Consider the following 19,817-nt stretch of genomic DNA (forward strand, 5'->3'; position numbering starts at 1 on the left):
TGAACGCGAATTGGATAAGGGTTCCCAATGAACATCACGATGATTGGCGCGGGCTATGTTGGGCTCGTTTCCGGTGCCTGCTTTGCGGACTTTGGCCACACTGTCATTTGCGTGGATCTGGATGCGCGCAAGGTTGACGCGCTGCGCAATGGCGTCATGCCGATCTACGAGCCCGGCCTCGAAGCTTTGGTGCGCACCAACGCGGCCGCCAATCGCCTCTCCTTTTCCACAGACCTTGCAACGTCCGTGGCAGACGCAGATGCTGTATTCATTGCCGTTGGAACACCATCTCGTCGCGGGGACGGCCATGCCGATCTTTCCTATGTCTACCAGGCGACCCGCGACATTGCAGCAGCCATCACCAAGCCAACCGTGGTCGTCACCAAATCCACGGTCCCGGTTGGCACAGGAGACGAAGTCGAGCGCATCCTGAACGACGTCGCGCCAACGGTCGAATGGGCTGTTGTCTCAAACCCGGAATTCCTGCGCGAAGGTGCGGCGATCAGCGACTTCAAGCGCCCCGACCGGATCGTCATCGGCACGGAAAATGAGCGCGCGCGTGACGTCATGCGTGAAATCTACCGGCCCCTGTTCCTGAATGAAGCGCCGATCCTGTTCACGGGGCGCAGGACGGCCGAACTGACGAAATATGCCGCCAATGCATTCCTCGCGACCAAGATCACCTTCATCAACGAAATTGCTGATCTTTGCGAAGCCGTGGGCGCCGATGTTCAGGACGTCTCGCGCGGGATCGGGCTCGACAATCGCATCGGCTCCAAGTTTCTCCATGCCGGTCCGGGCTATGGTGGGTCTTGTTTCCCCAAGGATACGCTAGCCTTGCTCAAAACGGCCGAAGATTTCGATGCACCGGTCCGCATTGTTGAAGCGGTCGTGTCCGTCAATGACAGCCGCAAGCGGGCCATGGGTCGCAAGGTGATTGCGGCAGCGGGCGGCGATGTGCGTGGTCGCAAGGTCGGCATCCTCGGCCTGACTTTCAAGCCCAACACAGACGACATGCGCGATGCGCCCTCACTTGCAATTGTTCAGGCGCTGCTTGACGGCGGCGCCATTGTGACGGCCTTCGATCCGGAAGGCATGGATATCGCACGTTCGATGATGCCCGACATCGCCTACGCGACTGACCCCTATGAGGCCGCTGCCGGAGCGGATGTGGTCGTCATCGTGACGGAATGGGATGCATTCCGCGCGCTTGACCTCCGCCGCTTGGGGGACATCATGCAGACACGCTGTATCGTTGACCTTCGCAATATCTACAAGCCGGAGGTCGCGCGGCAGGCCGGCTTCGACTATCACTCGATCGGCCGCCCCAACAGCTGAGGGCAAGCTTGGTCAGATCGGCTCGCCCGCGTCCCGTGCCCGCGCGACCAGACTTGCCTCTGCCGCTGGCAGGGAACGATAGGCAAGCACGAGCAAGATTGCTGAAATTGGCGCGGCGACGATGATCGAGAGGATGCCCGTTGCAAGGTCGCCGGTCACTGCAGACACTTGCCCCGCCATATACGGCCCGAGCGAAAGACCCACGAGCGTCGTTGCGAGGAAAAAGGTGGCCGTTGCAACCCCGCGCATTCTTGGCAAGACAAGGTCCTGGGTGGTTGCTGCTGTTCCACCAAGGGCGGCGCTTGTAAAAATCGCCGCACAGAAGTTTCCGGCATAGAAAATGGTCGTGCTGTCGGTGGTGAAGGCAATCACGAAAGGCACCAGCGACAGGAGCGGTGCCAGAAGCACAACCAGGATCCGGCCCGAAGGATTCGTCTTGCGCAGATGATCGGCGAGCCTGCCGCCAACGATCACGCCCAGAAAGCCAGCCAGCGCCCCGGGCCCACCGACCCAGAAGCCGGCTTCGCTCTTGGAAGCTCCAAGCACGCGTTCCACATAAGGTGCAGCCCAGAAGCTGACCGCATAACTCTGGAAGGCGATCAGGCCGTAGCCGAGTGTCGTGTACAGGAAAGCGGGTGTTCCCCAGATTAGCTGGAATGCAGGGGGATCCCGTTCCTTGAGGGCGCTGGCCCACGAGAAAACGGCATAGGCCCCAATTCCGACCGCGACCCATTGGGCCACCGAGCCGGTCAGCCAAACGAGACATGCAGCGGCTCCCGCAATCAGGATTGCTGCGGCAATGTTCACGGCCAGCTTGGCCGAGCCTTGGCGGGCGGCACTGAACAGTGTGAGAGGTGGGATCACTGTCAGAAGTTCATCGAAGAAGTCACGGAAAGGATGCTCTCCCGGCGGCGTCGCAATGCCATCGGCCTGGCCGCGCATTGGCTCACGCAACGTTGACACCCAGAGCGCCAGCAACAGGCCGGGAATGCCGACTGCCATGAAAGCGGCCTGCCATCCCGCAAGGCCAAGCGGTCCGGAATGGGCCGGGAAAGCCGCATCCCAGCGCTCGACAATCTGACCTCCGATGAGCAGTGACAGACCGCCGCCAAGATAGAGGCCGGATGAATAGATGGCGAGCGCCGTCGCTCGCCTTTCCTTTGGAAACCAGTCGGACAGTAATGAATAGGCCGACGGACTCGCCGTCGCTTCGCCAATGCCAACCCCAATCCGCGCCCCTGCGAGCATCGCGCCGTTTTTGGCAAAGCCGGACGCTGCGGTCATGACGGACCACAGGCTCAGCCCCAGGGTCAGAAGCCGCGTGCGGTTCCAGCTATCGGCGAGCTTGCCAAGGGGTATGCCAAATAGCGAATAGAAGACGCCAAAGGCCGTGCCATAAAGAAAGCCGAGATCGCCATCGGTCAGGCCAAGGTCGCGCTTGATGTCATTGGCGAGGATCGAGATGATCTGCCGGTCAATGAAATTCAGCACATAAACGATCACGAGGATGGTCAGCACATACCAAGCGTATCGGGGATTGGGTTGCGGCTTCGCTGTGTCGTTCAATGCTATCCTCCCCGAAGGTCTTTCCTTCGTAAGCCTTATGGCTAGCAGAGCATTGCGACTTGGCAAGGAGATTAGGGCACAAGCGTATCAACGGCGCCCACCACAGGACTACCCATGACTTTCGAGGAGTCACCGGCCAAATGCCAGAACGTGATCAGGCTGCGGAGTGCTGACGGGATGCCAGGTTCGATCAGACGCGCATCGGCATCAGCACATACAGCGCGCTGGCCTTGTCGTTTTCCCGGATCAGCGTGGGCGCCGCGGCGTCTGCCAGATGAACTTCCACAGTATCGCCTTCAACCTGAGCCAGAATGTCCATCAAATAGCGCGCATTGAAGCCGATTTCGAAACCGTCCGACTTGTAGTCGCCGGATACTTCTTCGGCAGCCGTGCCATTTTCCGGCGATGTGACGGACAGCGTGATCTTGTCATTCTCCAGAGCCATCTTGACGGCGCGGGTCTTTTCCGACGCAATGGTCGAAACACGGTCCACGCCTTCCATGAAGCTTTTTGGATCGATCTTCAGGATCTTGTCATTGCCCGTCGGGATCACGCGGCTGTAATCCGGGAAAGTCCCGTCGATCAATTTCGACGTCAGAACGGCTGTGCCCAGGCCGAAGCGGATCTTGCTCGCTGACAGTGACACTTCGACCGAGCCGTCGATCTCGTCGAGCAGCTTCCGCAGTTCCCCAATGCATTTGCGCGGGATGATGATGTCGGGCATGCCCGCCGCGCCGTCGGGACGAGCAACCGTGACGCGGGCGAGTCGATGGCCATCCGTCGCTGCGGCCTTGAGCACAGGCTGCGCGTCGTCCGTCACATGCCAGAAAATCCCGTTCAGATAGTAGCGGGTTTCCTCGGTCGAGATCGCAAAGCGGGTCTTGTCGATGATGTCCTTCAGCGTTGCCGCTGGCAGCTCGAACCGGGTGGGAAGCTCACCTTCCGCAATGATCGGGAAATCGTCGCGCGGCAGTGTCTGCAGGTTGAACCGTGCGCGGCCTGCATTCACGGCCATCTTGCCATCGGCTGCCGCTAGGCTGACCTGGCTGCCTTCCGGCAGCTTGCGCGCAATATCAAACAATGTGTGCGCAGATACAGTCGTCGCACCCGGGGTTTCGACCTGGGCTTCGACACTCTCATTGATCTGGAGGTCAAGGTCCGTCGCCATCAGCCGAATGGTGCCATCGCTATTGGCTTCGATAAGGACATTCGACAGAATCGGAATCGTGTTCCGGCGCTCAACCACCGACTGCACATGGCCGAGGCTCTTCAGAAGCGTAGCCCGTTCGATGGTTGCCTTCATTGATCAGTTCCCCGGTCGACATTGGTTATGGCGCGAAGCGCTTATAGCGGCTCAAACTGCGCTCGCCAGTGTCTTTCATGGACAAGATTGCGAGCGGCTGCAAGGCCTTCACCCGCTTGCATTGGGGATAATTTGCGGTGAAGAGGGCCCATGACATTACCCGGTCGCACTTATATCGCTCGCCACGGCGAAACCGTCTTCAACGCTGCCCGGCGCATGCAGGGCGATCAGCTTGATACGCCCTTGACCCGCACCGGCTTTGCCCAGGCGGATGCCATGGGGGAAACGCTTGCCCGCCGCCTCGGACTGCAGCCCCCGCTCGAGCTTTGGTCGTCACCTTCGGGGCGTGCATTGCAGACACTGGCGATTATCGCCGAACATATTGGCGCGGACTGGCATGGCGCGACGCGCGACCGGCGTTTGCAGGAAATCGACGTCGGCGAGTGGGCCGGGCGCAATTATGCCGACATCATGGCCGATCAGGGCGACATCCTGGACCCGCACGAGGCCCTTTTCAGCGTCCGGCCGCCGGGGGGCGAATGGTATGATGATATTGCTGCGCGGCTCCAGAAATGGATCGACGATACGGCCCATCTCACCGCCGACCGGTTGGTGATCATGCACGGCATGTCGTCGCGTGTGTTGCGCGGCATGCTGCTCGGGCTGCCGATCGATCCGCTCTGGCGGGCTCCGATTGCGCCGAGCCTTCCACAGGGCACAATGGTCATGATCGACAATGGGGTTGAAGAGATCGTGCACCTTGGCGGGAGCGCAAAACCGGCATGAAGCGGCTGGCTTTGGCGCTGGCGCTGCTGGCAGGGCCAGCGGCGGCGCGCGATGCGCTGGGAGTCTATCAAGGCTGGGGCGCGTTTCGTGATACGACGCCGCGCCGTTGCTTCGCCATTGCCGAACCGATTCGCAAGGGCAGCGAAAGCTGGCGCCCGTTCGCGTCAGTTGCCCATTGGCCATTGCAGCGCGTTCGCGGCCAGATTCATGTCCGCCTGAGCCGGGCGGTGCAGGCAGGCGCCGTCGTTTCGCTCAGCATTGACGGGCGGCGTTTTCCAATGGTCGCTAGCGGAGCGGATGCATGGGCGCCTGATCCGCGAACCGATGCGGCCATTGTTGCGGCCATGCGTTCTGGTCAGCGCATGAGCATAATGGCCGTTGGCGCGCCAGCAGGTCGCTTCGTCGATACCTACATGCTCAAGGGCGCGGCGACGGCAATCGATGCAGCCGCATTGGGCTGTGCGCGGGGCCGCTGATCCTTTCATTGGCAAAACACCCTGTCCCGCACTATAGGCGCGGCGATGCAAATTCCTGGCAACATCGATCCCGTCACTGTACCGCGTGCGGCAAGCGTCCGCGAGGACGGGCGCGCTGAACTGGTCGGGCTGACCAAGGACCAGATCCGGGCAGAGCTTGAGCATGCGGGCCTCGATCCCAGGGGCGCGAAGCTTCGCGCCAAGCAGATCTGGCACTGGATCTACAATCGCGGCGTTTCCGACTTTTCGGCGATGACAGATATTGCCAAGGCGCAGCATGGCTGGCTTGCGGAGCGCTTTGCGATTTCGCGCCCGACTGTGGTCGAGGCCCAGGTCTCGACGGACGGCACGCGCAAGTGGCTGCTGCGTTCGGATGACGGGCAGGATTTCGAAATGGTCTTCATTCCCGATGCGGACCGCGGCACGCTGTGCGTTTCGTCTCAAGTCGGCTGCACGCTCAACTGCCGCTTCTGTCATACGGGCACGATGCGGCTCGTGCGCAACCTGACGCCGGCCGAAATTGTCGGGCAAGTGATGCTCGCCCGCGATTCGCTGGGCGAATGGCCGAGCGGCGAAGACGGCCGCATGCTGACGAATATCGTGATGATGGGCATGGGCGAACCGCTCTACAATTTCGAAGCCGTGCGCGACGCGCTGAAGATCGTGATGGATGGCGATGGGCTTGCGCTGTCCAAGCGCCGCATCACGCTTTCGACGTCTGGTGTTGTTCCGATGATGGAACGCGCAGGGCGGGAGATCGGCGTAAACCTTGCGGTTTCGCTGCACGCCGTGACAAAAGAGGTGCGTGACGAGATCGTGCCGATCAATCGCAAATACGGTTTGGAAGAACTGCTCCAGGCCTGTGCCGATTATCCGGGCGCAAACAACGCACGTCGGATTACCTTTGAATATGTGATGCTCAAGGACAAGAATGACAGCGACGATGACGCGCGCGAACTTGTTCGCCTGATCCGGAAATACAAACTGCCCGCCAAGGTCAACCTCATTCCCTTCAACCCCTGGCCCGGCGCTGCCTACGAATGCTCCGATCCGGACCGGATTCGCCGCTTTTCCGAAATCGTGTTTGCAGGGGGCATTTCGGCGCCGGTCCGAACGCCGCGCGGGCGCGATATCGATGCTGCCTGCGGCCAGCTCAAGACCTCGAGCGAGCGCAAGACCCGCGCCGAGCTGGATCGCCTCGCCGAAGAGAAACAGGCCGCGCTGGGCTAGCTGGCAAACATCGCCCGCAGCTCGAATTTCAGGACCTTGCCCGTCGCGTTTCGGGGCAAGGCTTCAACAAACTCCAGCCGCGCAGGATGCTTGAAGCGGGCAAGCCGGTCACGGCAATGCGCCTGTATCTCTTCAAGCGTCAGAAACGCGTCATCCTTAAGGGCTGCGACAACACATCCCGCTTCGCCCCATTTGGCATCAGGCAGGCCAATGACGGCAACTTCCCGTATCGCGGCCAGTTCGTAGAGGATGTTCTCGATTTCCGCCGGATACACATTCTCGCCGCCGGAGATGTACATGTCCTTCACGCGGTCCTCGACATAGAAATAGCCGTCCGCGTCTTTCCGCCCGACATCGCCTGACCGGAACCAGCCATTGACGAAGCTGGATGCATTGGCATCCGGCCGGTTCCAATATCCCGGCGTGATGTTCTTCCCGCGCATCCAGATTTCGCCGAGTTCGCCTATGTCGGCTTCGCTGCCGTCCGCGCGTGCAATCATGGCCTGGCAATGGCGCACGGGCTTGCCGGCCGAGCCGATCTTGCCGGGCACATCGCGGGCCTCGAGCATCAGGCAGGCCGCACATGTTTCCGTCATGCCATAGCCTTCGCGGATCACCACGCCTCGGTCATACCAGGTTCGCAGCAGGGCTTCGGGCACGCTTTCGGCGCCGCATGCGGTTGTAATCATGCGAGAAAAATCGGTGGTGGCAAACCTGGGGTGCGCCTGCATCGCATTGAACATGGCCGGCACGCCGAGAAAATGCGTGACCCCAAGCTCGGCACTGTCGAATGTGTCGAGCAAGCGACCGGCATCGAAGCTGCGTTCGATCACAACCGTGCCACCCGCGCCCAAGGTGATCGTCGTATAGGCAACCAAGCCGCCAATATGGAAAAGTGGCAAGGCAACCAGCCCGACCATATGTGCTGATGCACCCGCCATGCCCATGCTGCCGGCGTTGATGAAGAAAAACTGGCCGTGGTTGAACATGACCCCCTTGGGTGTCCCGGTCGTCCCCGAAGAATACATGATCATGCACAGGTCCGATTCCAGCTGCGGAACCTGCTTCCAGATTGGCGTTGCGTCAGCGATCGCGGCTTCGAAAGCGCCACTTTTACCGGACGCGTCCATTTCGATCCAATGGTCGACGTTGGTCATGTCCTGGAGCGGCGCAACGACGGATGCCAGGTCGCGATCATGAAAGACCAGCTTGCAGCCGCTGTCCTTGACCATGAAGGCGAGCTCATGGGCAGTCAGGCGAAAGTTGAGCGTCGTGCAGACCGCGCCAATCCGCCAGCAGGCAAACATAGCATCGAGAAAATCGCTGCTGTTCATCGCCAGCAGCCCCACACGATCGCCCTGCGCAATGCCGAGGCTGTGCATGTGTCCGGCAAGACCGGCAACACGCGAATGCATCTCGGCATAGCTGTGGCGGCGGCCGGAATGAAGGTCGATCGTGGCCAGTTTCTCGGGCGTGCGGAATGCGTGTTCGGCAATCCAGTCGTGCACCAAAAGATCGTCTGAACGGCTGGCCATTGCTGCTTCCTCTCCCCATTTTCTGGCAGGCTAGGCGAGGACCGGAATTCAGGCAAGCTGACTCGCTTGCATGTCGGGGGCGCCTCGGCCACACCATGTGCCGGGGGAGACACGCCAGTGAACAAACGAACAATCGTGGCGCTCATGTGCGCCATCGCGACCTTCATCTGCTATATAGACAGGGTCAATATTTCGGTCGCGATCATACCCATGACCGAGGAATTTGGCTGGTCGGGAACCACCAAGGGCTTCGTTCTCTCCTCCTTCTTCATCGGCTACATGGCTGCGATGTTGCCGACCGGATGGCTCGCCAACAAATATGGCGGCCGCGTGCTCATGGGTGTGGCACTGGCCGGGTGGTCGCTCTTTACCGTGTTGACACCCATTGCAGCTGGTATCTCACTCACCGCGCTCATTGTGACGCGAATCCTGATGGGCGTCGGCGAGTCTGCGAGTTTTCCTGCGGTCTACAATCTGTTGGCGCGCTGGTTTCCCAAGCCCGAGCGCAGCCGGGCTGCTGCCATGAACCTGACCGGAATTCCGCTGGGAACCATATTCGCGCTGTCGACATCCGGCTGGCTCGTCACCCATTATGGCTGGCATGCCGTTTTCTATGCCTTTGGCGCCTTGGGGCTGGCGTTCTCGGTGGTCTGGTTCTGGCTGGTCCGGGCGAGACCTTCGGCGCATCCGCATATTTCGGATGAAGAGCGCGCCCTGCTGGCCCCGCTGGAAGTCGACATCGGCACAACGCCTGCGATGGTTCCATGGAAATACCTGTTTTCGCACTCAGCGGTCTGGGCGTTGGTGGTCAACCATTTCTGCGCCAACTGGACACTGTACCTCATGCTCAGCTGGCTCCCGAGCTATTTTCGCGATGTTCAGCACATGTCTATCGAAGGTTCGGGGCTTTTTTCCATCCTGCCCTGGGTTTCGCAATTCGTTGTCGGCAATGCGTCGGCCCATGTTGCGGACAACATGATCGCCCGGGGTTGGCGCGTGACGCATGTCCGCAAGATCATGCAGTGCACGGGACTGGGCGGCGGCGCTGTGTTCCTGCTGTTTGCGTCGCAGGCGGCGACGCCGGGCATTGCCCTTTTCACCATGTGTGGTGCGCTTGGCATCGGGTCCCTGTGCTGGGCGGGTTTTGCCAGCAACCATCTCGATATCGCTCCGCGTCATGCGGACGTGCTCTGGAGTATCAGCAATACCGCGGGCACCCTTCCGGGGATCATCGGTGTCATTGCGACGGGCATCCTGTTGGACCTGACTGGGGGCTATACGGCGACCTTTATTGTGGCCGCCGCCATCAACGTTGGTGGAGCAATTGTCTGGTTGATCTGGGGTACGGGTGAGCGGATTGTCGATTGATTGCGTCCGTGTGTAACCTAAACTGACCAATGCCCGAACACGAGGCAAAGGGAGTGTGCGATGGCCAAATCCGAGAGCAAGCGCGAAACGGCTAATCCGTCGGTTTCACAGCCGCAAACCGTTTTCAGGCACCGTCTTTCGACCCGCATCTGGCATTGGGTGAATGCTGTTGCGATTTTCGTGATGCTGATGTCCGGGCTGATGATCTTCAACGCGCACCCGCGGCTTTACTGGGGCCAATATGGCGCCAATCTCGACCAGCCCTGGCTTGTCCTGCCGCGTTTTCCGGGATGGGCAACGCTTCCGACCAATTATGATCTGGCACTCGGGCGGCACTGGCACCTTGCCTTTGCCTGGGTTCTGGCGTTTGGACTGCTCGCTTATCTGCTCTGGTCCCTGTTCAATGGCCACCTCAGAAAGGACGTCGCGCTGTCACGTGCAGAAGTGGCGCCGGCGCACCTGTGGGAAGACATCAAGAAGCATGCGCGGTTAGACTTTCATGAGAGCGAAGCGCGCTACAATCCGTTGCAGAAGATCACATACAGCCTTGTCCTGTTCGGCCTCATTCCGCTGCTGATCCTGACTGGCCTCACCATGTCGCCCGGCATGAACGCGGTCTTGCCCTGGCTCGTCGACCTGTTTGGGGGGCGGGCGTCGGCCCGATCAATCCATTTCATCTGTGCGATGGGGATTGCCGCCTTCATCGTCGTCCACCTTGTGCTGGTCGTCCTTGCCGGGCCGGTCAACGAGATCCGTTCAATGATCACCGGCTGGTTCCGCCTTTCGCCCCCGCCGGCCAGCAGTGCGGGAGACAGCGCATGATCATAACGCGGCGCAATATTCTGGTCGGTGGAGCCGCCGGCCTTCTCACCGGGTGCGATGCTCTTGGGAAGAATGAGGATTTTCGAAAGCTGCTCGCGCTCGGCGAAAAGGGAAATTTCGCGATCCAGCGCAGCCTTCAGGACCGCATGGCACTCGCCAAGGAATTCCGGCCTGAACAGCGCTCGCCCGTCTTTCGGGTGAACGGAACGCACGAGCCAAGAGGACAGGCCTATGCCACCCATGTTGCCGAAAAATTCGCCAATTGGCGACTGACGGTGGATGGCCTCGTAGCTCGCCCGCAGGCCTTTTCGGTTGCCCAATTGATGGCAGGGCCAAAGCGCAGCCAGATTACCCGGCACGATTGCGTCGAAGGGTGGAGTGCGATTGGCAAGTGGACCGGCATTCCGCTGAAACTGCTGCTCGATGCGGCCGGCCTCAAATCGCAGGCGCGCTTTCTTGTCTTCCATTGTGCCGACAAGATGGGCTTTGGCACGCCCTATTATGAAAGCATCGACCTGATCGACGCCTTCCACCCGCAGACGATTCTTGCCTGGGCGCTCAACGATCAGCCTCTGATGATCGGCAATGGCGCGCCGCTCCGCCTTCGGGTCGAGCGCCAGCTTGGCTACAAGCAGGCCAAATATGTCGAGCGGATTGAAGCCGTCGACGACCTCTCGAAGCTGTACGGCGGCAAGGGCGGCTATTGGGAAGATGGCGCCGGCTATGAATGGTATGCGGGGATTTGATTGGAAGCGGCAAGGCAGTTAAGGCCGAGCCATGAACGATCTCGATTGCGAAGCCATTGCCCGGTCCGGGGTTGAAGCGCTTCGACGCGGCGACGCCAGCGCTGCCCGGTCTGCGTTTTCCCAGGTTGAGGCAGCCGGACGCGCGTCTCACCAATTGCGTTTGCTGCTTGCCCAATCTTGTGAATTGATGGGAGACGGGACGGCGATGGAAGCGGCGCTTGCGCCTGTCCTCGAAGCAGAGCCTCGGAACATCTATGCCCTGCTCATGATGGGCGAAAATCGTGCGCGCATGGGCGATGATCGGGCCGCTTCGTCCTGGTTCAATCTCGCCCTGTCGTCCGCTGCACATGCTGCAAATCTTCCACCGGACCTTCCGCCGCGTCTAGACCGAGCGGTCGCGTCCCTTAAGTCGTTCAGCCGGAAATTTGAGGATCATTTGCAGGCGCGCTTGGCGGCGACAAATATTGATCCAGATAGTATTGGCAGCCGCTTTCGTGAGGGAATTGAGATCCTGGCCGGACGCGCGCAGCCGCAACTGCAGCAGCCGACAAGTTTTTATTATCCTCGCCTCCCGCAGATCCCCTTCTACGATCCCGCAGGCTTTAACTGGGTGCCCGCTCTCGAAGCAAAGACGAGCGCTATCCGTGTTGAGGCCGAAGCCGTGCTCTCATCCGGTCGCGGTCTCGCCCCGTATGTTCAGCGCAATGTGGACCGGCCGTCTCGCGAGCATGCGCTGCTCGATGATCCGGACTGGAGCGCCTATTATCTGTGGAGAGATGGTGCGCTGGATGCGGACCATGCGCGCGCCTGTCCAGCAACGGTCGCGGCGCTTGAAGGCCTTCCCATGCCAAGTATTGCAGACCGATCGCCTGCTGTCCTGTTTTCTGTGCTTCGGCCCAAGACTCATATTCCGCCGCATTGGGGCATGCTCAACACCAGGCTGATCTGCCACCTGCCACTGATTGTTCCCCCTGATTGTCGGCTGCGAGTCGGCAACGAGACGCGGACGGTTGAGGCGGGCAAGATGCTGATCTTTGATGACAGTATCGAACATGAGGCGTGGAACGATAGTGATGAGACGCGCGTCATTCTCCTTTTCGAAATCTGGCGGCCCGAACTCGATGCAAAGGAGCGGGGTGCGCTTACCGCGATGTTCGAGTCTATCGCACTCTACTGAAGTAGTCGCTTCAACTCATAGAGCCTATCCAGCGCTTCCCGTGGACTGAGTGCGTCCACATCGATTGCTTCCAGTGCGACATGGACTGCATCCCGGGCTTCGGGCTCTGGCATAGTTGCAGCGAAAAGCGGCAAGTCGTCGAGGCCAGCTGCCAGACCGCCGGTTGCATCGCGTCCTGCCTCGAGCTTTGACAGTACAGCCTTTGCGCGCGCCAGGACAGCTGGTGGCAACCCTGCAAGGCGCCCGACGGCTATGCCATAGCTGCGATCTGCCGGGCCACTGGCCAGCTCATGGAGCAGGATGAGGTCGCCCTTATACTCTCGCGCACGGACGTGGTGGAGCGACAGGGCATCAAGCTTTTCGGCAAGCCGGGTCAGTTCGTGGTAGTGTGTCGCGAAAAGGCACCGGCAGCGATTGATCTCATGCACGGCTTCGACCACGGCCCAGGCAATCGCCAGCCCGTCATAGGTGGAAGTGCCGCGGCCAACCTCGTCAAGGATGATAAAGCTGCGCTCGGTCGCCTGGGCAAGGATCGCTGCCGTTTCCACCATTTCGACCATGAAGGTCGATCGGCCGCGGGCCAAATTGTCCGAAGCCCCGACCCGACTGAACAGCCGGTCGACCAGGCCAAGCGTGGCGGATTCTGCCGGAACATAGCTGCCGGCCTGTGCCAGCACTGCAATCAGGGCGTTCTGCCGCAGGAATGTCGATTTGCCGCCCATGTTGGGGCCCGTCACGAGCCAGAGCCGGGACTCCGGTCTCAGCATGACGTCATTCGCGACGAAGCGTGCGCCGCTTTTCGCGAGTGCAGCCTCGACCACAGGATGGCGGCCGGCCGTCACGTCGAATCGGGCGTCCTCGACCAATGCCGGGCGACACCAGCCGCCCTCGACCGCACGTTCGGCGAGTGCCGATGCCACGTCAAACCGGGCGAGCGCGTCAGCTGTTGCGGCTATCTCCTTCGCCCGGGCAAGGGCAGCCGCTACAAGTTCTTCCAGGTGCGCCGCTTCTGCTGCAAGGGCGTGGGCGCCAGCCTGGGTCACGCTCATTGCCAGCTCATGCAATTCGGGCGCGTTGAAACGGACGACTCCGGCAAGCGTCTGGCGGTGGGTAAAGCCTGAATCGACGGCCATCAGAGGATCGGCATTCTTCGCGGAAACCTCGATGTGATAGCCCAGCACATTGTTGTGCTTGATCTTGAGGGCCGCAATGCCGGTCTGCTCCCGATATCGCGCTTCAAGCAGGGCAATGTCGCGTCGACCGCTTCCTCCTGTGCTGCGGAGCGCATCGAGCGCTGCATCATAGCCCTCTGCGATATAGCCACCCTGCGCGGCGTCGATGGGCGGCGTCGGCACCAGCGCGCGCGACAGCAGGTCGACAAGCGCGCCATGGCCATCGAGCATCGGCAAAAGCTCGGCAAGGAGCGGCGGCACGTCACTCCCTTTCGCAAGCCTTTCGCGCAGCATCCGGGCCTCGCCCAGTCCGTCGCGCAATTGTCCAAGGTCGCGCGGCCCGCCCCTGCCCGCTGACAGGCGCCCCAGTGCGCGTGCAACGTCGGGGAGCGCACGGAGCGCCGCACGCATGGCATCGCGGGTGCCGCCATTGTCGACATAATGGCTCACCAGATCGAGCCGCGCCTGGATCGCGACCCGGTCCATCAAGGGAGCGCCGATATCACTGGCAAGCAGCCGAGCGCCGCCCGGCGTCACAGTGCGGTCCAAGGCATCAAGCAAGCTGCCACTGCGGCTGCCGCTCGCCGAGCGAACGAGTTCGAGGCTTTCACGCGTCGCAGCATCGATCAGCATATGATCGGTTGCCGCGCGTTTTACCGGTGCACACAGGAACGGCAGCGTTCCCTTTCCGGCATGCTCGAGATAGGCGATGAGCCCGCCTGATGCTGCGATCTGGGCCCGGGTCAGTCCGCCAAATCCATCCAGCGTGGCGACGCCGAACAGCCGCTTGAGCCGCGCCTCACCCGCCACTGAATCAAAGTCGGACCGCGGTCGGGCATGGCCTGCAATGGCAAAATCTTCGGGAATGATGAGTTCGGCAGCTGCGAGCCGGGCCAGTTCGGCGTCGAGACCTGCAGGAGTCGTTTCGCTGATTTCGAAGCGACCGGTCGAAATGTCGGCGGCCGCAATACCTATCGCATCGCCGACCGGAGCAACCGCAACGAGCCAGTTGGCCGCGCGCGCCTCAAGCAGGGTTTCCTCGGTCAGAGTGCCCGCCGTAACGACGCGGACGATCCCGCGCGAGACAATCGATTTTGATCCGCGCGCCTTGGCGGCGGCGGGGCTCTCCGTCTGTTCGGCAATGGCGACGCGGTGACCGGCCTTGATCAGTCGCGCAAGATATGCCTCCATCGCATGGACGGGTACCCCACACATCGGTATCGGCATGCCCAGATGTTCGCCGCGCGCTGTGAGGGCAATATCGAGCACTGCAGCCGCCAGTTTGGCGTCGTCGAAGAAGAGCTCGAAGAAATCGCCCATCCGGTAAAACAGCAGGCAATCGGGTGCCTCTGCCTTCAGCGCGAAATATTGCGCCATCATGGGAGTGGGAGAAGCGTCGGCCATGACCCCCCGATAGCGATTTTACCGACAGGCTCAAACCCGTCTTCCCGTCTGGAGGTTCAGCGCCTAATGGATTGAATGGCTGGCAGGCGGGCCGGATTCGCGGCGGAAACAGGGGCAAGGAATGAGCGACGAAGCTAGAGTGCAGTTTTCCGACCGGGAAGCCCTGATCTATCACTCCACGGGTCGCCCGGGCAAAATAGAAATCATCGCTTCAAAGCCGATGGCGACCCAGCGTGATTTGAGCCTTGCCTACTCCCCCGGCGTCGCGGTTCCCGTGCTTGCGATCGCGGATGATCCGGCGACAGCCTATGACTATACCGCCAAGGGCAATCTGGTGGCTGTCATTTCCAACGGAACAGCAATTCTTGGCCTTGGCAATCTCGGCGCGCTCGCGTCGAAGCCCGTGATGGAAGGCAAGGCCGTCCTTTTCAAACGCTTTGCCGATGTCGACGCGATCGATCTCGAGCTTGCGACCGAGGATCCGGACGCGTTCATCAATGCCGTTGCCTTGCTTGAACCCAGCTTCGGAGGGATCAATCTGGAAGATATCAAGGCGCCCGAATGTTTCATCATCGAGCAGGCGCTCAAGGAGCGGATGAAGATTCCGGTCATGCATGATGACCAGCATGGGACTGCTATCATCAGTGCGGCAGGCCTTATCAACGCATGCGAGATTACCGGCCGCAACCTTGGCGACGTCAAGGTGGTCGTCAATGGAGCCGGGGCGGCGGCGATTGCTTGCACCGAGCTTATCAAGGCCATGGGTGTGTCCCCAGCCAATGTCATCATGTGCGACAGGAAGGGCGTGATCTATCAGGGGCGGCAGGACGGCATGGATCAATGGAAGTCTGCCCATGCTGCCGTCACCGAAGCGCGGACCCTGGAAGAGGCGCTTGTCGGCGCGGATATTTTTTTGGGGCTTTCCGCAGCTGGGGCGCTACGCGGCGACATGATCGAGAAGATGGCCGCACGACCCATCATTTTTGCAATGGCCAACCCCAATCCGGAAATAACGCCGCCCGAAGCCAAGGCCGTGCGCCCGGACTGCATCGTTGCCACGGGCCGTTCCGACTATCCCAACCAGGTCAACAATGTGCTGGGATTTCCCTTCATCTTCCGGGGCGCGCTTGATGTGCGGGCGACGACCATCAACGAGGAAATGAAGATCGCGGCAGCCTATGCCATCGCCGAACTCGCACGCGAGGCTGTTCCGGAGGAAGTGGCCGCAGCCTATGGCGGGCAGCTTGCCAGTTTCGGGCAGGATTACATCATTCCCGCGCCGTTCGACCCCCGACTGATGGAAGTCGTACCGGCGGCCGTTGCTCAGGCTGCAATGGACTCGGGCGTTGCCACCAAGCCGATCCTCGACATGGACGAATATCGCATGTCCCTGCGCGCGCGGCTGAACCCGACGACGTCGGTCCTGACGCTTGCCTATGACAACGCGCGCGCTCATCCCAAACGCGTCGTCTTTGCCGAGGCCGAAGAAGAAGTGGTGTTGCGGGCGGCGATTGCCTTCAGGGACGGTGGCTGTGGCACGCCCGTTTTGATCGGACGCGACGATGTACGCGAAAAGCTCAGGGCGCTCGGCGTTGACGATCCGGAGAGCTTCGAGATTCACAACAGCCGCCATTCGCCACTCGTGCCCGCAATGGTCGAGATTCTGTACGGCCGGTTGCAGCGCAGGGGCTATCTCCACCGTGAATGCGAGCGGCTGGTCAATACGGACCGCAACATCTTCGCATCGCTTCTGCTCAAGATGGGAGAAGCGGATGCGATGATCACCGGCGTGACGCGGACCTATGGCCAATCGCTGCGCGAAGTGCGCCGCGTGCTTGACCAAGCCGAAGGGCGGACACCATTCGGCATCCATGTCCTCGTCGGCCAGTCGCATACCGTGTTCATGGCGGATACCACCGTCAATGAGCGGCCGTCAGCATCCGAGCTTGCCGATATCGCCGAGCAGACGGCAGCGGTTGCAAGGCGGATGGGGCACGAACCGCGCGTGGCCTTTCTCTCCTATTCGACCTTCGGGAATCCCTCGGGCAATTGGCTTGGGCCGATCCGCGACGCGGTGGAAATTCTCGATTCGCGCGGCGTGAGTTTTGAATATGAAGGCGAAATGGCGCCTGACGTCGCACTCAACCCCAAGTTGATGCTCAATTATCCGTTCAGCCGATTGTCCGGCCCAGCGAACGTGCTTGTCATGCCGGGGCTGCAGTCAGCCAATCTTTCGGCAAAGCTGCTGCGCGAGTTGGGCGGAGATTCGGTCATCGGGCCGATGCTGGTCGGAATGGAAAAGCCGGTGCAGATTGCCACAATGGCGTCGAATGCGTCGGAACTGGTGACCCTGGCGGTGCTGGCCGCAAGCGGTATCGCGCTTTAGGCGACAGGCTCAGTTCGGATTGTCGGTCGTCCCGCCGCTTTCGCCGACGGCCCCGACAGAGCCGATATTGCCGAACAGATCCTCAAAGAAGCTGCGTTCCTTGCCGAGCGTCGGGGTCTTGTCGCCATTCGGGTCGATCCTCGCGACCTTTTCGATGCCTGTCTTTTCAACAGAAGCGACATTCCCCGCCGCATCGAAGCGGATGTGGAGGACAAGTTGCTCGGTCGGCTTTGGCAAGGCAAAGGCCAGCTGCTTTGTGGTCCGCGCAAAATAATACCAGTCATTCGGCGTGAACTGACCCACAAAGCTCGGGCGACCGAGAGTCTTTGCAACCGATTCACGGTTATCGACCCCAGGCGCTATTCCTCCGAGCAGTGTTTCATCGGCGATATAGCCTTGATGTCCATTGACCCGCGCGCAGCCCGAAGCGCCGAGCGCAAGCGCCAAAAGCGTTGCAGTCGCTGCCTGCTTGGTTGACATCCGGGCCATAACACTCTCCTGCACACAACGGTTCGCTCGGGCATTGAAACGCGCGAACGCGAGGTCAATATGCGCAGAGCGGCTCCGGGGCAAGCGCGGCGCGACAAATGGATGGCATAATGGCACTCAATCTGTTCCGGAAACTGTTCAGCAGCACAGATGAGCGTGCCGCGGTGGCGCCACTTTATGCGGCCATCATTGCCGAGGCGCGCCAGCCGCACTGGTATCTCGACGGCAAGGTTGCCGATACGATCGACGGGCGATTTGACATGATCAATGCTGTCCTCGCGCTGGTGCTGGCCCGCATGGAAGGATTGGGAGAGGCAGCGCACATGCCGTCAACGCTTCTGGCTGAAACATTCGTCAATGACATGGACGGACAACTGCGTGAGCTTGGCATCGGTGACATTGTGGTTGGCAAGCATATCGGCAAGATGATGGCAGCCCTGGGCGGCAGGCTTGGCGCCTATCGCGAAGGATTTCGGCCCGGCGGCAATCCGCGGGCCGCATTGCTGCGCAATCTCTATCGCGGAGAAGATCCAGGCGAGCCCGCACTCGACCATGTGCAAGGCGCACTCGTGGCGCTCGTCGATCGACTTGCGCAGCAAACACTTGCTGACCTGCTTGCAGGGCAATTGGGTGATGCATGAGCGACACACCTGAGTTTTCAAGGCGCTTTCCACTTGCCGAAATCGGGACGGTGCCAAAGCATGTCGCAATAGTTGCCGATGAGACTGAATGCGCGGCCGTCGCGCGCCGCTTCGGGCTAGTTTCGCTGGGCCTTCTGTCAGCAAAAGCCGATCTGGTGGCGGTCGAGGGAGCCATTGAAGCGCGCGGGACACTGTCGGCGCGCCTGACGCAGAGCTGTGTAGCAACCGGCCAGCCGCTCCCGGCCACGCTGGATGAACCCTTCCGGATTCGTTTTGAACCACCGGTCACCGAGGTGATCGAGGAAGAGTTTGAACTGGACGCTGATGATTGCGACGCCATGGAACATGACGGGCAGGCGGTCGATCTTGGCGAGGCCGCTGCCCAGACTCTTGGCCTTTCGATTGATCGATTTCCGCGCGCACCCAATGCCGATGACGTCCTGAAGGCGGCGGGAATCCTGAGTGAAGCTGACACCAGCCCTTTTGCCAAGCTCAAGGGCCTGTTCGCCAAGGAGTGACGGCACGGCGGATCAGCGCAACAAGGCTGACAGCTCCAGCGTGCTCGGAAGGGCAAGGACCAAACCGAATATGACATCAAAGGCGCGAATGGGCCGGACCTGTCGTCCCCTTCGGCGGTTGCGGAGATCGACCACAGTCAGGACAAGAATTGAAAGCCCGCAAAAACTTGCGAGCGCGAGGGAAAAGACAAAAGGATAAAAGGCCAAACTCGGAAAACTGGCAAAGAATGGCCAGAGGAAAAAGGCCGCAAGCCCGGCGATCAGGCCAGGTCCTGTCGCACGCCGTGCAGTCCAGCCTGAAATCCAGCTCGTCACCCGCAGCCCCTTAACGTACGGGGGATCGTTGGTGACGATGCAGTAATGAAATCCTAGAAGGGAACGTCATCATCCAGGTCGCTGTCAAACGCGCTGCCGCCGGAAGGTGCCCGGCTTGATCCGCCACCGCCGAAGGGGTTCGAACCGCGATCTTCGCCCCAGTTGGATGATCCTGCGGCCGATCCGCCGCCTTCGCGGCCGCCAAGCAGCGTGAGCTCGCCCCGGAAGCGCTGCAGCACGACTTCGGTCGTGTAGCGGTCATTGCCGTTCTGATCCGTCCATTTGCGGGTCTGCAGCTGGCCCTCGACATAGACGGACGAACCTTTGCGGAGATATTGCTTCGCGATCCGACCGAGATTTTCGTTGAAGATCACGACATTATGCCACTCGGTCTTTTCCTTGCGTTCGCCAGAGGCCTTGTCATTCCAGTTTTCCGAGGTTGCGACGGAAAAGCTGACAACTTCACCGCCATTGTTCATCGTGCGGACCTCGGGGTCTTTGCCCAGATTGCCGACCAGAATTACCTTGTTGACGCTGCCCGCCAT

18 protein-coding genes are annotated in these 19,817 nt (G+C 60.8%); 11 read left to right on the forward strand and 7 right to left on the reverse strand.

What is annotated here, in order from left to right; translation table 11 throughout:
• The first annotated feature begins 27 nt into the window (after window positions 1-27).
• On the forward strand, window positions 28-1,338 hold the full coding sequence (locus K0O24_RS04735; RefSeq protein ID WP_219894679.1) for a UDP-glucose dehydrogenase family protein: 1,311 nt from the start codon (window positions 28-30) through the stop codon (window positions 1,336-1,338).
• Window positions 1,339-1,350: 12 nt separating this feature from the next.
• Here K0O24_RS04735 and K0O24_RS04740 read toward each other — a convergent pair whose 3' ends face one another.
• Window positions 1,351-2,910 carry a spinster family MFS transporter gene (locus K0O24_RS04740; RefSeq protein WP_219895474.1) on the reverse strand — a complete coding sequence of 520 codons (1,560 nt, stop codon included), beginning with the start codon at window positions 2,908-2,910 and terminating at the stop codon, window positions 1,351-1,353.
• Between the two features lie 184 nt (window positions 2,911-3,094).
• Window positions 3,095-4,207 (reverse strand): DNA polymerase III subunit beta, encoded by a 1,113-nt coding sequence (gene dnaN / locus K0O24_RS04745; protein WP_219894680.1) that lies wholly within the window; start codon window positions 4,205-4,207, stop codon window positions 3,095-3,097.
• Between the two features lie 150 nt (window positions 4,208-4,357).
• On the opposite strand from dnaN, the gene K0O24_RS04750 reads away from it, so the two are divergent.
• Genes K0O24_RS04750 through rlmN form a run of 3 tightly spaced genes read left to right on the forward strand, consistent with a single transcriptional unit; the run spans window position 4,358 to window position 6,699 of the window.
• Entirely contained in the window at window positions 4,358-4,993 is a 636-nt protein-coding gene (locus tag K0O24_RS04750; RefSeq protein ID WP_219894681.1) for a histidine phosphatase family protein, read from the forward strand.
• Entirely contained in the window at window positions 4,990-5,469 is a 480-nt protein-coding gene (locus tag K0O24_RS04755) for an invasion associated locus B family protein (RefSeq protein ID WP_219894682.1), read from the forward strand. The genes K0O24_RS04750 and K0O24_RS04755 overlap by 4 nt, the downstream gene beginning before the upstream one ends.
• Before the next feature lie 45 nt (window positions 5,470-5,514).
• Window positions 5,515-6,699: a dual-specificity RNA methyltransferase RlmN gene (rlmN, locus tag K0O24_RS04760; RefSeq protein ID WP_219894683.1), complete on the forward strand. Its 1,185-nt coding sequence runs from the start codon at window positions 5,515-5,517 to the stop codon at window positions 6,697-6,699.
• Here the strand turns inward: rlmN and K0O24_RS04765 are convergent.
• Window positions 6,696-8,234 carry an acyl-CoA synthetase gene (locus K0O24_RS04765; protein WP_219894684.1) on the reverse strand — a complete coding sequence of 513 codons (1,539 nt, stop codon included), beginning with the start codon at window positions 8,232-8,234 and terminating at the stop codon, window positions 6,696-6,698. The genes rlmN and K0O24_RS04765 overlap by 4 nt on opposite strands.
• A 117-nt stretch (window positions 8,235-8,351) precedes the next feature.
• On the opposite strand from K0O24_RS04765, the gene K0O24_RS04770 reads away from it, so the two are divergent.
• The 4 genes from K0O24_RS04770 to K0O24_RS04785 are packed head-to-tail and all read left to right on the forward strand — an operon-like array spanning window position 8,352 to window position 12,347.
• On the forward strand, window positions 8,352-9,602 hold the full coding sequence (locus tag K0O24_RS04770; RefSeq protein ID WP_219894685.1) for an ACS family MFS transporter: 1,251 nt from the start codon (window positions 8,352-8,354) through the stop codon (window positions 9,600-9,602).
• Window positions 9,603-9,662: 60 nt separating this feature from the next.
• A complete protein-coding gene (locus K0O24_RS04775) occupies window positions 9,663-10,424 on the forward strand; it encodes a cytochrome b/b6 domain-containing protein (protein ID WP_219894686.1) in 762 nt (253 codons plus the stop codon).
• Entirely contained in the window at window positions 10,421-11,170 is a 750-nt protein-coding gene (locus K0O24_RS04780; protein ID WP_219894687.1) for a molybdopterin-dependent oxidoreductase, read from the forward strand. The genes K0O24_RS04775 and K0O24_RS04780 overlap by 4 nt, the downstream gene beginning before the upstream one ends.
• 31 nt (window positions 11,171-11,201) lie before the next feature.
• Complete coding sequence (locus K0O24_RS04785; RefSeq protein WP_219894688.1) at window positions 11,202-12,347, forward strand: aspartyl/asparaginyl beta-hydroxylase domain-containing protein; 1,146 nt, start codon at window positions 11,202-11,204, stop codon at window positions 12,345-12,347.
• Here the strand turns inward: K0O24_RS04785 and mutS are convergent.
• The gene (gene mutS, locus K0O24_RS04790; protein ID WP_219895475.1) at window positions 12,341-14,899 is read right to left on the reverse strand and encodes a DNA mismatch repair protein MutS; all 2,559 of its coding nucleotides are present in this window, start codon (window positions 14,897-14,899) and stop codon (window positions 12,341-12,343) included. The genes K0O24_RS04785 and mutS overlap by 7 nt on opposite strands.
• Window positions 14,900-15,044: 145 nt before the next feature.
• Here mutS and K0O24_RS04795 point away from each other — a divergent pair, with 145 nt between their 5' ends.
• Window positions 15,045-17,309: an NADP-dependent malic enzyme gene (locus K0O24_RS04795; RefSeq protein WP_219894689.1), complete on the forward strand. Its 2,265-nt coding sequence runs from the start codon at window positions 15,045-15,047 to the stop codon at window positions 17,307-17,309.
• A gap of 9 nt (window positions 17,310-17,318) precedes the next feature.
• Here K0O24_RS04795 and K0O24_RS04800 read toward each other — a convergent pair whose 3' ends face one another.
• Window positions 17,319-17,798 (reverse strand): outer membrane protein assembly factor BamE, encoded by a 480-nt coding sequence (locus K0O24_RS04800; RefSeq protein ID WP_219894690.1) that lies wholly within the window; start codon window positions 17,796-17,798, stop codon window positions 17,319-17,321.
• A gap of 110 nt (window positions 17,799-17,908) precedes the next feature.
• Here K0O24_RS04800 and K0O24_RS04805 point away from each other — a divergent pair, with 110 nt between their 5' ends.
• The gene (locus K0O24_RS04805; protein WP_219894691.1) at window positions 17,909-18,439 is read left to right on the forward strand and encodes a ubiquinol-cytochrome C chaperone family protein; all 531 of its coding nucleotides are present in this window, start codon (window positions 17,909-17,911) and stop codon (window positions 18,437-18,439) included.
• Window positions 18,436-18,957 carry a YceD family protein gene (locus K0O24_RS04810; protein WP_219894692.1) on the forward strand — a complete coding sequence of 174 codons (522 nt, stop codon included), beginning with the start codon at window positions 18,436-18,438 and terminating at the stop codon, window positions 18,955-18,957. Before K0O24_RS04805 ends, K0O24_RS04810 begins: the two co-directional genes overlap by 4 nt.
• 12 nt (window positions 18,958-18,969) lie before the next feature.
• Here K0O24_RS04810 and K0O24_RS04815 read toward each other — a convergent pair whose 3' ends face one another.
• Together K0O24_RS04815 and ssb are read right to left on the reverse strand one after the other, a co-directional pair.
• Entirely contained in the window at window positions 18,970-19,272 is a 303-nt protein-coding gene (locus tag K0O24_RS04815) for a hypothetical protein (RefSeq protein WP_219894693.1), read from the reverse strand.
• Window positions 19,273-19,325: 53 nt separating this feature from the next.
• On the reverse strand, window positions 19,326-19,817 hold the full coding sequence (ssb, locus tag K0O24_RS04820; RefSeq protein ID WP_219894694.1) for a single-stranded DNA-binding protein: 492 nt from the start codon (window positions 19,815-19,817) through the stop codon (window positions 19,326-19,328).

Source organism: Aquisediminimonas profunda (assembly GCF_019443285.1).
GTDB classification, from domain to species: Bacteria; Pseudomonadota; Alphaproteobacteria; order Sphingomonadales; family Sphingomonadaceae; genus Aquisediminimonas; species Aquisediminimonas profunda.